Source organism: Streptomyces lacrimifluminis (assembly GCF_014646095.1).
Classification (GTDB): domain Bacteria; phylum Actinomycetota; class Actinomycetes; order Streptomycetales; family Streptomycetaceae; genus Streptomyces; species Streptomyces lacrimifluminis.
The window spans coordinates 45,538-58,980 of record NZ_BMMU01000025.1; the positions used below are offsets into that span (position 1 = coordinate 45,538).

General features: G+C 71.6%; 11 protein-coding genes. 5 read left to right on the plus strand and 6 right to left on the minus strand.

Annotated features, from left to right (window positions below):
* Positions 1-18 precede the first annotated feature (18 nt).
* Positions 19-828 (plus strand): calcium-binding protein, encoded by an 810-nt coding sequence (locus IEY89_RS41555; protein WP_268240769.1) that lies wholly within the window; start codon positions 19-21, stop codon positions 826-828.
* Positions 829-983: 155 nt separating this feature from the next.
* Here the strand turns inward: IEY89_RS41555 and IEY89_RS29875 are convergent, their stop codons facing one another.
* Positions 984-4,076 carry a helix-turn-helix transcriptional regulator gene (locus IEY89_RS29875; protein ID WP_189150634.1) on the minus strand — a complete coding sequence of 1,031 codons (3,093 nt, stop codon included), beginning with the start codon at positions 4,074-4,076 and terminating at the stop codon, positions 984-986.
* Between the two features lie 296 nt (positions 4,077-4,372).
* On the opposite strand from IEY89_RS29875, the gene IEY89_RS29880 reads away from it, so the two are divergent.
* Positions 4,373-4,870, plus strand: a complete 498-nt coding sequence (locus tag IEY89_RS29880) for a hypothetical protein (RefSeq protein WP_229695475.1) — start codon at positions 4,373-4,375, stop codon at positions 4,868-4,870.
* Between the two features lie 48 nt (positions 4,871-4,918).
* The gene (locus IEY89_RS29885) at positions 4,919-5,692 is read left to right on the plus strand and encodes a dienelactone hydrolase family protein (protein ID WP_189150635.1); all 774 of its coding nucleotides are present in this window, start codon (positions 4,919-4,921) and stop codon (positions 5,690-5,692) included.
* A 223-nt stretch (positions 5,693-5,915) separates the two neighbouring features.
* Here IEY89_RS29885 and IEY89_RS41560 read toward each other — a convergent pair whose 3' ends face one another.
* Both IEY89_RS41560 and IEY89_RS29895 read right to left on the minus strand, forming a co-directional pair.
* Positions 5,916-6,095 carry a hypothetical protein gene (locus IEY89_RS41560; RefSeq protein WP_189150636.1) on the minus strand — a complete coding sequence of 60 codons (180 nt, stop codon included), beginning with the start codon at positions 6,093-6,095 and terminating at the stop codon, positions 5,916-5,918.
* Between the two features lie 603 nt (positions 6,096-6,698).
* Complete coding sequence (locus tag IEY89_RS29895; protein ID WP_189150637.1) at positions 6,699-7,325, minus strand: YigZ family protein; 627 nt, start codon at positions 7,323-7,325, stop codon at positions 6,699-6,701.
* Between the two features lie 132 nt (positions 7,326-7,457).
* Between IEY89_RS29895 and IEY89_RS29900 the strand changes: the two genes are divergently transcribed.
* Positions 7,458-9,464, plus strand: a complete 2,007-nt coding sequence (locus IEY89_RS29900; protein ID WP_189150638.1) for an APC family permease — start codon at positions 7,458-7,460, stop codon at positions 9,462-9,464.
* A 21-nt stretch (positions 9,465-9,485) separates the two neighbouring features.
* Here the strand turns inward: IEY89_RS29900 and IEY89_RS29905 are convergent, their stop codons facing one another.
* A complete protein-coding gene (locus tag IEY89_RS29905) occupies positions 9,486-10,031 on the minus strand; it encodes a SixA phosphatase family protein (protein ID WP_189150639.1) in 546 nt (181 codons plus the stop codon).
* Positions 10,028-10,756 (minus strand): hypothetical protein, encoded by a 729-nt coding sequence (locus tag IEY89_RS29910; protein ID WP_189150640.1) that lies wholly within the window; start codon positions 10,754-10,756, stop codon positions 10,028-10,030. The genes IEY89_RS29905 and IEY89_RS29910 overlap by 4 nt, the downstream gene beginning before the upstream one ends.
* Before the next feature lie 603 nt (positions 10,757-11,359).
* Between IEY89_RS29910 and IEY89_RS29920 the strand changes: the two genes are divergently transcribed.
* Positions 11,360-11,767, plus strand: a complete 408-nt coding sequence (locus IEY89_RS29920) for a CoA-binding protein (protein WP_189150641.1) — start codon at positions 11,360-11,362, stop codon at positions 11,765-11,767.
* 26 nt (positions 11,768-11,793) lie between these two features.
* On the opposite strand, the gene IEY89_RS29925 is transcribed toward IEY89_RS29920, so the two are convergent.
* Positions 11,794-13,230 carry an alginate lyase family protein gene (locus tag IEY89_RS29925; protein ID WP_189150709.1) on the minus strand — a complete coding sequence of 479 codons (1,437 nt, stop codon included), beginning with the start codon at positions 13,228-13,230 and terminating at the stop codon, positions 11,794-11,796.
* Positions 13,231-13,443 lie beyond the last annotated feature (213 nt).

Here is a 13,443-nt window from a genome sequence, read left to right on the forward strand (position 1 = left end):
GCGGCCACAGGGGTGTCCGTGAGCGGGGGTGATGTGATCGTCAACGCGGGGTCGGGCGTCGCGAACAACATCACGGTCTCCGTGTCGGGAAGTTTCGTCGTCATTCAGGACACGGCCGCCACCCTGACGGCCGGCATCGGCTGCTCGGCTCAGATCAACGGATCAGTGGCCTGCCAGGTTGGCAGCTTCGCCACAGTGGTGGTGAACGCAGGGGACCTGAACGACCGGATCACCAAGACCGGCAATGTCCGGGGCAACCTGAAGGGCGAGTCGGGCAACGACGTCATCGGCGGCGGCCCCAGCCCGGGCAGCAACATCCTCAACGGCGGGGCGGGCAACGACACCCTCAACGGCGGCCCCACCTTCGACCTCCTCATCGGCGGCCCCGGCGCCGACACGCTCAGCGGCGGGGGCGGCACCAGCGACATCGCCAGCTACTTCGAGAGCGGCTCGGGGGTGGTCGTCGACATCGACAACGCCGCCGACGACGGCGTCGGCGGTGAGGGCGACAACGTCCGTACCGACGTGGAGGTCGTCTACGGCAGCGAGTTCAACGACACGATCACCGGGAGCGCGTCGAACGACATCATGCTCGGGTACGGGGGCAACGACCGGCTGGTCGGCGGGGCGGGCAACGACAGCCTGGCCGGGGACCTCGTCCCGTCGAGCAGCGGCCGCACCGGCGCCGACACCCTGCTCGGCGGTCCCGGCAACGACAACCTGAACGGCGTGGACAACATCCTGGGCAACGACAGCGTCGACGGGGGCGCCAACACCGACACCTGCACCGCCGACACCAGGGACACCAGGACTCTCTGCGAGGCGTGAGGAAACGCCGCACGGGACCCATCCAGGGGTATGTGCGGGACCAGTTCAGGCATATACCGGAATGATCCCGTGCGGTCAGCCCACGTCAGGTGCCGGCGTCGCCCGCAACCGTAGGGGGAACTGCCCTCGCTGACGCGCTGCCGAGCGCGCCGGAGTCACTGCCCGTCCGCGTACCGGCGAGCCAGGCCGCGCAGGGCGGTCCGGCTGCTCTGGCCGGTGCGGTTGCGGAGACTCGCCAGGTGCTTTTCGACGGTGCGGGGTGAGAGGAACAGCTGCTGGGCGATCTCCTGGTTGCCGAGCCCCCGGCCGAGCAGACGCAGCACCTCGTACTCCCGGGCGGTCACCCCCGTCCGCCGCAGCTCCGGCGGAATCGTGTCATGGCCCTGGCGCCGCCGGGGCACGGGAGAGCCCGCTTCCCGCAACAGGGCGCGGCAGGCCGCCGACATCCGTGTCGTGCCCCGGTCGTGGAAGAACTGCTCGGCGGTGCGCAGCCACTCGACAGGCTGCCCCCAGTCGTCGGTGAGCGCCGCCTGGGCACCCAGGCGCAGACACAGGTGACGGGCCATGGGAATGGTGTCGGTACCGGCCAGGGCTTCCTCGGCCGCCTTGGCGGCCTCGGCGGCCCGGCCTTCGCGGCCCAGCAGCACGGCCCGGGACCATCCCACGAAGGGCCGGTCCCAGTGGACCTGGGTGAGCCGGTCGGCGGCCTCTCCGTCCAACTCCGCCCAGCCGGCCGCGCCCCGTACGGTGCGCAGGAGCAGGTACGGGCCGAGGAAACCGATGACCCCGCGGGTGCTGGGCAGTGCCCGCATGGTCCGGTCCGCCTCGGTGAACTCGGCCATGGCACGGTCGGGTTCCTCCAGCAGCAGGGAACACACACCCCGGGCCCAGCCCCACACCGAGGTGTCGGCGTAGCCCCAGACCGCTCCGGCGCTCCCCCCGGCCATCGCGGTCTCCAGAACGTGCAGCGCGGCCTGGAGTTTCTCCCTTTCGCCCCGGGAGGCGGCGATGACGGCGTCCATCGCGACACCGATCAGCTGCACCTCGCGCAGCCGCAGCCTGCCTGCCGTCGCGTGGAGCCGCCCGGCGTACTCCAGGGCCCCGTCCAGGTCGTCGCGCAGCATATGAGCCTGTGCCAGATTCGTGTCGGCCACGGCCGTCAGGAGCACGGCACCGGTCTCCTCGGCCGCCTTCCGTGCTGCCAGCAGCCGATCGGTACCGGTGAACCGGATCCGGTCAAGCGCACCGAGCTCCAGCAGGCCGCGTATCCGCCAGACCGGCAGGGCATGGGTCTCGGCCGTGGACACCAGACGTTCGAACACCTTCTCCGCCTCGGCCAGGTCGTGGGTCCGCAGGCAGTACCCGAGGATGTTCAGTGCCTTGCAGCTCACCTCCGGCAGCCCGCCCGCCTCGGCAGCGGCCAGTGCCCCTTCGGCCAGGACCCGGGCGCTCTCCAGCCGGTCCGGGCGCTGTGAGCCGAGCACCAGGTGCGCGGCCACGGCGTCCAGGGCGGCTCGGGACGCCGCGTCGGGCTCGGCGCCGAGCAGTTCCCGTGCCCGGCGCACGGCGGTCAGGCCTTCCTCCCACTGCTGTGCGGTGGCCGCGGCCCGGGCCCGGGTCAGGAAGCCCGTGGCGCGCCGGGCGGCGGGCGCGCCCCACGCGATCAGGACATGGTCCAGCCGATCACCGAGCTCCGGGACACGCTGGACGTCGCCCGTCAGGACGAGTGTCCCCAGCAGTTCCTCCAGCAGCCGGGCCACTGTCTCGGGCGGTGTGTCCGTGGCATCGGCGGTCAGTTCCAGGCCCCGGTCGAGGAGTTCCACCGCGGTCAACAGCGCGCCCCGTAAGACCGCCTGCCGGCTGGCCCGGGTGAGCAGCGCAGCCGCCCGGGCCGGCTGCCCGCCGGCGACGCACAGTTCCGCGGCCAGGCGGTACAGGTCGTCGCCCGAGCCGCCGCCGAGCAGACCCCGGGGCTCCCCGCCCCGGTCGGGGCGGGCGGCCCGCGGCTCCGGCACCGCCGCTTCGGCGGCCTCGATGGCGTCGGCGGCGGCGAGACAGAGCGCCGCCCGCTCAGCGGGCAGCAGCCGGTGGGCGATGGCGTCGGCGGTCAGGGCGTGGCGGAAGGAGTGCCAGCCTGGCTGCTCCGCGGTGGCGCCGTCGGTGACCAGGTGGGCCCGTGCCGCATGTCTCAGCTGGCGGAGCGCCGTCATCCGGTCGAGCTCGGCGACACGGGCGGCCACGTCCACGGGGAACCGCCTGCCCAGGACCGCCGCCGCCTCCAGGAGCGCGATCCCGGGCGGTTCCAGGTGGTCGACGCGCTGGAGGACGGCGGCGGCGACCGTCGTGGGTACGCCGGCGTTCAGCGCGCCGGTCACCGTCCAGCCGTCGTTCCGCGTCCGGACGAGGTTGCCGCTGTCGACCATGGCTCGCAGCAGTTCCTCAACGACGAAGGGGACGCCCTCGGAGACGGCGTGCAGGCGGTCCAGTACGGCCGCCGGTACCTTGCCGGCGTCGTCGTGGCCCAGACAGCGGGCGGCCAGTTCCGCCGTGTGGGCGGGCCCGAGGCGCGTCAGTCGCAGTGTGCTGGCCGCACGGCGGGATACCGCGGCCTCGGCGAGGTCGAGGGCCGGTCCGGGCCCACCGCGCAGGGTGGCCAGCAAGGCGGCCCGCTGGCCGGGGAGGTTGTCCGTGAGGTAGTCGACGATGGTGAGCGTGTCGGCGTCCGCGTCGTGCAGGTCCTCCAGCACCAGTACGCAGCCATGGGTACGTCCGAGGACGCCCAGGAGCCGCAGCACCGCCTCGGCGTAACCCACCAGCGGCGCGCCGTCCTGCGGCGCCAGCCCGCACAGCCGTGACAGCAGCGGCTCGTAGGGGCCCAAGTCCCCGTCCGCCGGCGCCCCTTCACCGCGCAGTCCGGAGAACACGGCCTCCGCCAGCGGGCGCAGCGGCACCGCGCGCCCGGCCGACGCGGCCCGCCCGCGCAGCACCCGTGCCCCGGTGCGCGCGGCGGCGGCCACGGCCTCCTCCACGAGGCGCGACTTGCCGATACCCGGCTCGCCCAGCACGAACACCGACGAGCCCCGCCCTTCGCCGGCCGACCGTCCCACCTCGGTCAGAAGGTCCAGCTCCGGTCCTCTGCCGACCAGTGCCGGTGACGACAACGACACTCGGGCCCCCTGCGCCTTCTTCCGGGATGTCCCGGCCGCCCCCTCGAATGCTCCTTCGAGTCCGTACAGCGTAGTACCCACGAGTCACAGGGGACGCACAACTAGATGGGGGCTCTTCCCCCATGCCCCCGGCAGCAGGCGCACGGCATCCTCTTCTCAGCAGGTTGGGGGGACAGGGCATGTCCGGGGGAGGGGGGACATGCCCTGTCTGCTGTTCTTTCTTCGATGGGTGGATCCAAATGCGTTCAAGGTCTTCGATTCTGGTCACCGCCGGGCTTCTGGGTGTGGTCCTGTCCGGATGCTCGTCGCTCACGGGAAGCCCGGGAGGGGGTACCGGCACGTCGCCGTCGACGGGTTCGGCAGCCGAGGGACCGGACGTGCCGACGTCCGCCCTGGACCTGGAGCGCGTGTGCACGGACGGGCTCGGCTACGCGGGGATGCCCGCCTACGACCGTACGAAGAAGACCGTGCATCCGGCGATGCTCATGAACAACCCCGGCGACAGCTGGTCACAGTTCGAGCCGCCCTCCGGCGACTTCCCCAGGGGCTGGATCCTCGGCTACGCGGACAAGCCCGCCGAAGCCGAGCTGGTCGTCTGCGTCGAACGCACCAAGGCGACCCCGACCGGCAGGATGTGCGACATGAAGACCGATGACGGCAAGCCGCTGAAGATACGCACGTACAACACCTCCTACCGGCTGAGCGTGGTCGAGTCGCGGACGGGCGAGGAACTGTATGAGCACACCGGTGAGGCCAAGTCCGACGAGTGCCCGGTGTACATCTTCACCTCGGCGGGCGAGGACAAGGACAAGTACTACAACGAAGTGCGGCCCAAGGACTACCGCAAGCGCGTCCAGCCCTTCATCGCGCCGTAAGTCCTCACTCCGGCCGCCCCCGCCCCCAGACCTCCCCTGGAGGAGAGTTTGTCCGCCACGACCACCACCGCTGTCGATCTGAGCGGGCTCAGCGCCGCCCGCGGCGGCTCCCGTCGGCTCACCGGCCATCTCACCCGGCCCACCGGGCCGGGCCCCTGGCCCGGTGTCGTCGTGATCCATGAGGCGCTGGGCGTCAATGACGTGATGCACCGCCAGACACAGCGGCTGGCGAGAGCCGGGTACCTCGTCGTGATGCCCGACCTGTTCACCGACGGAGGGGCCGTACGCTGCCTGGTGCCGACCTTCCGGGCCGCCCTGTCCGGACGCGGCCGGGCCTTCCATGACATCGAGGCGGCCCGCACCCACCTCGCCCAGGATCCCGACTGCACCGGGCGGATCGGCGTCATCGGCTTCTGCATGGGCGGTTCCTTCGCCCTCCTCGCCGTGGGCGGCGGCGACTACGACGCCGCCGCCGTCAACTACGGCCGCCCGCCCGGGCATCTCGAACGGGCGCTCACCGGTTCCTGTCCCGTCGTCGCGAGTTACGGGGCCCGTGACCGTACGCTGAAGAAGGGCGCGGCCTCCGGTCTGGAGGCGTCGCTCGACCGGCTCGGCGTCGTCCACGACGTCAAGGAGTATCCGGAGGCCGGGCACTCCTTCCTGAACGACGCCGAGGTCGGGCCACGCGCGCTGCGTCCGCTGACGCGTGTCGCCGGAATCAGGCCGCACCCGGAGTCCGCCGTCGACGCGTGGCGACGCATCGACGATTTCTTCGCCACGCACCTCAGAGGGGACGGCATCGACGGGGCGCCGGGAACGTGAAAATCACGGGCCGTGCCCCGTGATCCTTGTCTTCAGGAGCGCGAGGCCGTGACACATCCGGCTCCGCCGCGTGTCCGCGAGCAACCACAACCCGCCCGCCGACAACTCACGCACTCCCGGTGATGGACACGTCCCCCCGCCTGCCGCGGAAGCAGGGCGATCGAAGCGACCGGAATCACGACACGGACCAGCCAAGGCACCGCGATGGGCAGGCCGGCGTCTGTCAGTGACCCGGCGCACCCGCACTGCCGGGCAGCACGATCAGACCGGACACGGGCGGCATCGCCCCGGTGCAGAACCCGAGCCGCCCTCTCCTACGGCCTCCGCTCCCCCGTCGCGTCGTCCTTGGCCCGGAGGTGAGCGTGCCGAAGACCCCGAAGACCGTGGAGGTCGGCTTCGTCACGCCGCGTCACCTGGCCGGCGGCGGTGATCCCGCCTGGATCACCGTCCCCCTTCACCGCGCCTGCGGCTGGAGTTACAGCCACGCCCCCCCTGACGCTCGGGTCATGCTCACCAGCCCCGACACAAGACCCTCATGCGACTGGAGTTGGCCCCGACGCACCGTGGTGGAGCCTGGACCACACCCCCGGACACGGTTGGCCCGCCTGATCCGCGAGCTTCGATGCCCGCACTCCGGCCGAGATCATCGCGGCCCTCGGGCACCTCCTCGGCGGGCATCACCGCCTGCACCACGCCGCCGGGATCCACCAGTTGCACAGGCTCGCGGAACTGCTCTTCGGCCCCGGGGCCGCCGAGCCCGCACTGCGTGAAGTCGAACAGACGCTGAGTTCCTGGCAACGCGGTCCTCGATGCCCTCCTCAGTGCCGGAAGCCCAAGTCTGGACGACCTCACCGACACCCTGGTACGCGCAACTGGTGGCTGAGGACGACAAGGTGGCCGGCCTGCACAGCCGACGCCGCGGCCTGACCCGCGCCTTTGCCCTGTCAACACGGGTGGTTGCTCCCGTATCGGCCCGATGTGCGGCCCCCGAGGGGCAGCGCGGCGCTCATGCGTCCCCGTACGCCTCTCCCCCGAGTGCGAACCCCGCGGTCCCCGCCGTCGCGTCCGCCAGCCATGCCCGGAAGGCGTCCACATCGGTGTCGGGCAGCCCGATCTCGATCGTGACGGCCTCGCCGTAACGCACGTCACGCACCTCGCGTCCGGTGGACCGCAGATCGTTCTGGACCTTGCCGGCCCGCTGGTGGTCGACGGTCACGGTGGCCAGCCGGAAGCGGCGGCGGGTGCGGGTGCCGAGCACGTCGAGGGCTTCGCCGACCGCTCCTCCGTACGCCCTGATCAGGCCGCCCGCGCCCAGTTTGACGCCGCCGTAGTAGCGCGTGACGACGGCGACGACGTAGCGCATGTCGCGGCGCAGCAGCATCTGGAGCATGGGGACCCCGGCGGTGCCGCCCGGTTCACCGTCGTCACTCGCCCTCTGTACGGAGGCGTCGGCGCCGATGACGTACGCGAAGCAGTTGTGGGTGGCGTCGGCGTGCTCCTTGCGCACGGCGGCGACGAACTCCTGGGCCTCCTGCTCGGTGGCCGCGGGGGCGAGGGCGCACAGGAAGCGGGAGCGGTTGACCTCGGTCTCGTGCACGCCCGCCTGGGCCACTGTGCGGTACTCGTCCGGCATCCGGCCACCCTACGGGCGCCGACGTGGTGGATACTCGCTCCGCGTTGCCAAAGGGCCGCAGGCCAGGCGAATGCATAGAGACATAAACAAAGAAGTAAACAACACACAAAGAAGACCCAAGGAGATCCCCGCATGACCGGCGTCGAGGTGGATGGCAAGGACAGCGCCGGGCCCGTGGAGCCGAGACTCTCCGCGACGGTGTCCGTGCGGCCCGCGCCGCGCTGGCGGGCCTGGCTCCTGGAAGGACTCAGCGAGCAGTCGGCCCGGCATCCGGGGCCGCACGCCACTCCGGCCGAGGACCACCAGGGCCGCCGGTGGTGGCGGGTCATGTGCCTGACCGGCGTCGACTACTTCTCGACGCTCGGCTACCAGCCGGGCATCGCCGCCCTCGCGGCCGGCCTTCTCTCACCGCTCGCCACGCTCGTACTGATCGCGCTGACGCTGCTGGGCGCGCTGCCGGTCTACCGCCGGGTCGCGCGGGAGAGTCCGCACGGCGAGGGGTCGATCGCCATGCTGGAGCGGCTGCTGCCCTGGTGGTCGGGGAAGATCTTCGTCCTGGTGCTGCTCGGTTTCGCGGCCACGGACTTCATGATCACGATCACCCTGTCGGCTGCGGACGCCTCCGCGCATGTCGTGGAGAATCCTTTCGCTCCGCACTGGATGCACGGCGGGAACGTCTGGATCACGCTCGTCCTGGTCCTCGGCCTTGGCGCGGTGTTCCTCAAGGGCTTCAAGGAGGCCATCGGCATCGCCGTGGTGCTCGTGGGTGCCTATCTCACCCTCAACGTCGTCGTCCTCGCCGTCTCCGCCTGGGAGGTGCTCAGCCACCCCGTCAGGATCGGCGACTGGACGGACGCGATGACCGCGGAGCACTCCTCGCCGCTCGCGATGATCGGCGTGGCACTGCTCGTCTTCCCGAAGCTCGCGCTCGGCATGTCCGGCTTCGAGACGGGCGTCGCGGTGATGCCACAGGTCAAGGGTGATGCGACGGACACGCCCGAGCGGCCCGAAGGCCGGATCCGGGAGACCCGCAAGCTGCTCACCACGGCCGCCGTGATCATGAGCGGCTTCCTGCTGCTGTCCAGCCTGGCGACGACGATCCTGATCCCGCAGTCCGCCTTCGAGAGCGGCGGCCCGGCGAACGGGCGCGCCCTCGCCTATCTCGCGCACCAGCACCTCGGCGAGGCCTTCGGCACGGTCTACGACATCTCGACGATCGCCATCCTCTGGTTCGCCGGCGCCTCCGCGCTCGCCGGCCTGCTGAACCTCGTACCGCGCTATCTGCCGCGCTACGGCATGGCGCCCGAATGGACGCGTGCCGTCCGGCCACTGGTGCTGGTGTTCATGGCGGCGGCCGTGTTCATCACGCTCTGGTTCAACGCGAACGTCGACGACCAGAGCGGCGCGTACGCGACCGGTGTGCTGGTGCTGATGCTGTCCGCGTCGTTCGCGTCGGCGGTCGCGGTGCACAAGCGTGGGCATCGGGCGGCCACGATCGGCTTCGGCACGATCACCGCGGTGTTCGCGTACACCCTGGTCACGAACGTGATCGAGCGGCCCGACGGCATCAAGATCGCGATGATCTTCATCCTGGCGATCCTCGTGACGTCGTTCGCGTCCCGCGTGCGCCGCGCCTTCGAACTGCGGGCCGCGGAAGTGTCGTTCGACGAGACTGCGGCCCGCATCATCGACGAGGCGGCGGCCGACGGCCCGCTTCTCGTGGTCGCCAACGAGCCCCAGGAGCACAGCACTCGGGAGTACCGCGCCAAGGAGTACAGCCAGCGCGAGCAGACCCACATCCCGGACGGCCGTCCCGTGCTGTTCCTTGAGGTGTTCGTGCGGGACTCCTCCGACTTCACGGCAGACCTCGCCGTGCGCGGCGACGAGAAGCACGGCGCGCGCCGGCTGCGCGTGGAGGGCGCGACCGTGCCGAACACCATCGCGGCGGTGCTGATGCAACTGCGTGACCGCACCGGCCAGGTCCCGCACGCCTACTTCAACTGGACCGAGGGCAACCCCTTCAGCCACCTGATCCGCTTCCTGGTCTTCGGCCACGGAGAGGTCGCCCCGGTCACCCGCGAGGTGCTCCGCCGCGCCGAACCCGACCTGGACCGCCGCCCACGCGTGCACGTGGGCTGACCGGATCGGATCGGCATCGGATCAGAGGGCCTTCGTCCCGCGCGGCACCATCACGTCCGTGAGCAGGGCCGTGCCGGGCGCGAGGTCGCGCCAGTCGTCGCCGTGCCAGGCCAGGACGGCGATCGCGGAGGTGGGGAACTTCGTCCGTACGGTGTCCAGCGCGTCGTCGAGCGCGTCCCCGGCCAGCTCCAGCACCAGTTCCTCCAGGCCGGGGTTGTGCCCGACCAGCAGCAACGTCCCGACAGCGGCCGGCACTTCGCGTACGACGGCCAGCAACTCCGGTACGTCTGCCCCGTACAGCCTCGGATCGTGCCGGACCGGCGTCGGGGTGCTCCATTCGGCCGCCGTCAACTCCCAGGTACGGCGGGCGCGTTCGGCGGTGGAGCACAGGGTGAGGTCGGGCATGCAGTCGGCGCCGGCGAGTGCGCGTCCGGCGGCGGGGGCGTCCCGCAGACCCCGCGGCCCGAGAGGACGGTCGTGGTCGTCGACGCCCATCGGCCAGGCCGACTTGGCATGCCGCAGGACGACCAGGCGGCGCAGCGGGCCCGCGCTGCGGTGGTCGGTCATGTCGACGACCCGATCTCGCGGGTGAGCTCGAGGCCGAGGATCCGGTCGGCGTAGGCGTACGTCTCGAAGCGGGCCCCGTCCGGCATCCCGTCGAGGGTCTCGACGCGGCGCAGGACGTCCAGTACGGCGGGCAGGTCCAGGTCGTCCTCCCAGGCGGCGCGCAGCTCCTGGCGTACCTCCTCGGGCACGGGACGGGACGGCTGCCCCGCCCAGACGGCGACCGACCGGCGCCAGTGCGCGAGCGTGCTCCCCGCATCGGCCAGGGCGGCCGGGGTCAGGTGGACGGGCTCGGAGCGGGGGTGGGTGAGGAGGGCCAGGCGGAGGGTGGCGGGGTCGACGTCCCCGTGGGCGCCTGCGGAGTCGGTGGAGTCGACCGGGGCGACATCGAGCCGGATGCCGTCCGTCGCCCCGTCACCCCGGCTGACCACATGGATCAGCTGGGCCTCCGCGAACTCCGGTCCGACATCGCGCCGGTCCTCGAAGGGCCGGATCCCGAGAGCCGCGGCGCCCGCGCGGAGTTCGGGCACCTGTTCCTCACCGGCCAGCACGGCCCACACGGGGGTGCCGCCGATCTCCAGGGCACGGGCGAGGACATCGGCGACCAGGAGCACACGCAGAGCGGTGGTGCCGAAGACCGGCGCATGCGCCTCGACACGGGTCAGGGCCCGACGGGCCGGGGCGGCGACTACGGACTCGGCGGTTCGGGCGTCGTAGATGCGGAGCACGGTGCCGAGCGTAACGCTCCGCTGGATCGGCGGTTCGTTCTGGCTCGGGTTGGTGGCGTTCGTCTGCCGTTCCTCGTGGGTCCCTCGCAGGCGGTCCATTCGACGCTCGGCCGGTGGGGCTGGTCGCACAGTTCCCCGCGCCCCAGGCGGGGCGCGTTTCTCAGCCGCGTTCGCCAGGTGCCGGTGTCCCGATGAGCGGGAGGTCCACGGCGTCGCCCTGCCGGACGTGGAGGAGGCGGCCGCGGCCTTCAAGCGCGACCGGCCGGACCTGCCGCTCGACCCCGAGGCCGGGTGGCGGCCCGCCACCCTGGCGAGCTGATCCGGCCGGTACCGGGGCCCGCGGCTCCCACCGCGGGCCTCTTCCCGTCCCACGCCCGCTTGCCAGGGCCGACAGGTGTTCGAACCGCAGCAGCCGCCCCTCGAAATCGCCCGGGGCCGGGGCCTGTGCCGGTCGCCCCTGCCAGCGCGTCACCGCCCGACCGGTACCCCACCGGCCGTACCACCGCCGCTCCGCCCGCCCCGGCGACAACGCGGGGAATCATCGCAGGCGGGCCGCTGTTGTCGCGCACAACAGCGGCTGTACGAATCCCAAGGAGGCCGGGCGTGTACGGCGACCCAGCGACGATCCGCAAGATCCTGACCGAGCTCGGCGACACCTGGGCGATCGTGGGCCTCTCGTCGAACCAGCAGCGGGCCGCGTTCCGCGTGGCCGAGGTGCTCCAGCGCCACGGCAAACGGATCGTCCCCGTCCACCCGAAGGCCGAGACGGTCCACGGCGAGCGGGGCTACGCCTCGCTGGCCGACATCCCCTTCGCTGTCGACGTCGTCGACGTGTTCGTCAACAGCGACCTCGCCGGCCAGGTCGCCGACGAGGCCACCGCCCTCGGCGCCAAGGCCGTCTGGTACCAGCTCGGCGTCATCGACGAGGCCGCCTACGACCGCACCCGCGCCGCCGGCCTCGACATGGTCATGGACCGCTGCCCCGCCATCGAGCTGCCTCGCCTCGGCTGACCCTCGAACGTCCCGTGCCGGCGGCCTCACTGTGCCGGCCCACCGGACCGCCCCCGCCGACGCAACAGCAGAATGCCGCCCGCCAGAGCGGTGATCCCGGTCGCGGCCGTCCAGGCGACGACGTCTGTCGTACCGGTCGCGGCAAGGTCCTCGCCCTTGCCGCCCTGGGCAGTCGCACCGGCCGACGGCGCGTCATCCGCCCCACTGGCCTTCGTACTCCCGCTTCCGGCATGCGGGCCGGGGCTCGGACTGGCGCTCTCGATCGTCCTGTCCCGGGTGAACGCCAGTGTCCCGAAGCCCAGTTGGTCGAATCCCCCACTGTTGGGTCCATAGTCACCGCCGCCGCCCTCGGGGGACGCCTGGGCGGCGATGCGGGTCAGATAGGTCGCGGACAGGCCCCGGCGCTTGGTGTAGTGGTTGGCGATCATGGCCCAGATCGGGCGGGTCATCGCCGGATCCACACCGGCGGCAGCGGTCGCCGACTCGCTGCCCGACCAGCCGTTGACCGCACCCTTCTTCCGGGTGTTCGCCGTGTACGGCACCTCGCCGCCCATGCTCCACTTGGCCACGTACTGGGCACCCTTGAGGAAGCGGCTGTCGTCGTAGCCGTACAGGTCGATGCCCTGGTTCCAGGCCATCTCGCAGACCGTGCCCATCAGGCCGACGCCGAGCAGCGCGTGCCCCTGGTCGCGGCCCGCCTCGACCCATTCGCCGAGCCCCTGGTCGTCGTACACGACCGGGATGGCGTTCTTGACCGAGCCCATACCGGCCCCGTGCTTGAAGTAGTCGACGGCCCGGTCGATCCTGGCACGGTCGTCGCACAGAATGCCGATCGCCAGGACACAGGCGACGGCCGTGAGGTCCCAGTTGGCCCAGTAGTTGGTGATGACGGCGCCGTTGTGGTTGGCCAGGAAGTCCTCGCTGAGCGGACAGAAGACGTCCAGCATCATCCTCTGGAAGCGCGCGAGGTCGAAGTCGGCGTGGTCGCGCACGAGTTCGGCCGCGTTGGCGAACTGGTAGCCGTACAGGCCCGCCGCGAGGAACCGGTCGGCGGAGCCCGCCAGCACGGTCAGCTTCGCCGACCAGGCGTTGAGAATCGCGACAGCGGTGTCCGCGTACACGCTCTCACCGGTCACATGCCACCGCAGGGCGTTCTGGTAGGCCGCGTGGATGTCGTTGTAGAGGATCGCGTAGTTCTGCGGCGAGCCCGAGCCCCGGTAGACCGTGGCCTGCGGGTTGGCCGTCCAGCCGCTCTGCGCGTGGCGGTTGGCGGTCAGCCGCGCGAATCCCGCCGTGTACGGCGCCGCCCCGGCCTTCACCTTCGTCGCCATCCGGTCCAGATCCGTCCGGGTGTGCAGCATGCCCGGGTGGACGAGACCCTCGCCGGCCGCCGTGGCCCGCGGGGCGGCGAGGGTCGTACCGACGGTGACGGCGCCCGCCGTCGCGCCGGTGAGCTTCAGCATGCCGCGACGGCTGATCCGTGTGTTCAAGGCTGCGGTCCTTGGCTATGGGGGGTGAGGTGCTCTCGGAGTTACGGAGAGGAGACGCGCTCCGGGGCCACCGATAACGAAAAGTGCGGGTTGCCCGACCACGGCGGGCGGTCGACATAATGTTCGGGTGACTTTTGCCTCACCTCCCCCCGGCCCCACGCCCAACTCCCTGTCCACGCAACGGTT

Excerpts from the sequence above, each read along its gene's own strand:
- IEY89_RS29895 (WP_189150637.1), bottom strand. The coding sequence starts at position 7,325 with ATGCCGGACGAGTACCGCACAGTGGCCCAGGCGGGCGTGCACGAGACC.
- IEY89_RS29925 (WP_189150709.1), bottom strand. The coding sequence starts at position 13,230 with ATGCTGAAGCTCACCGGCGCGACGGCGGGCGCCGTCACCGTCGGTACG.
- IEY89_RS29900 (WP_189150638.1), top strand. The coding sequence starts at position 7,458 with ATGACCGGCGTCGAGGTGGATGGCAAGGACAGCGCCGGGCCCGTGGAG.
- IEY89_RS29905 (WP_189150639.1), bottom strand. The coding sequence starts at position 10,031 with ATGACCGACCACCGCAGCGCGGGCCCGCTGCGCCGCCTGGTCGTCCTG.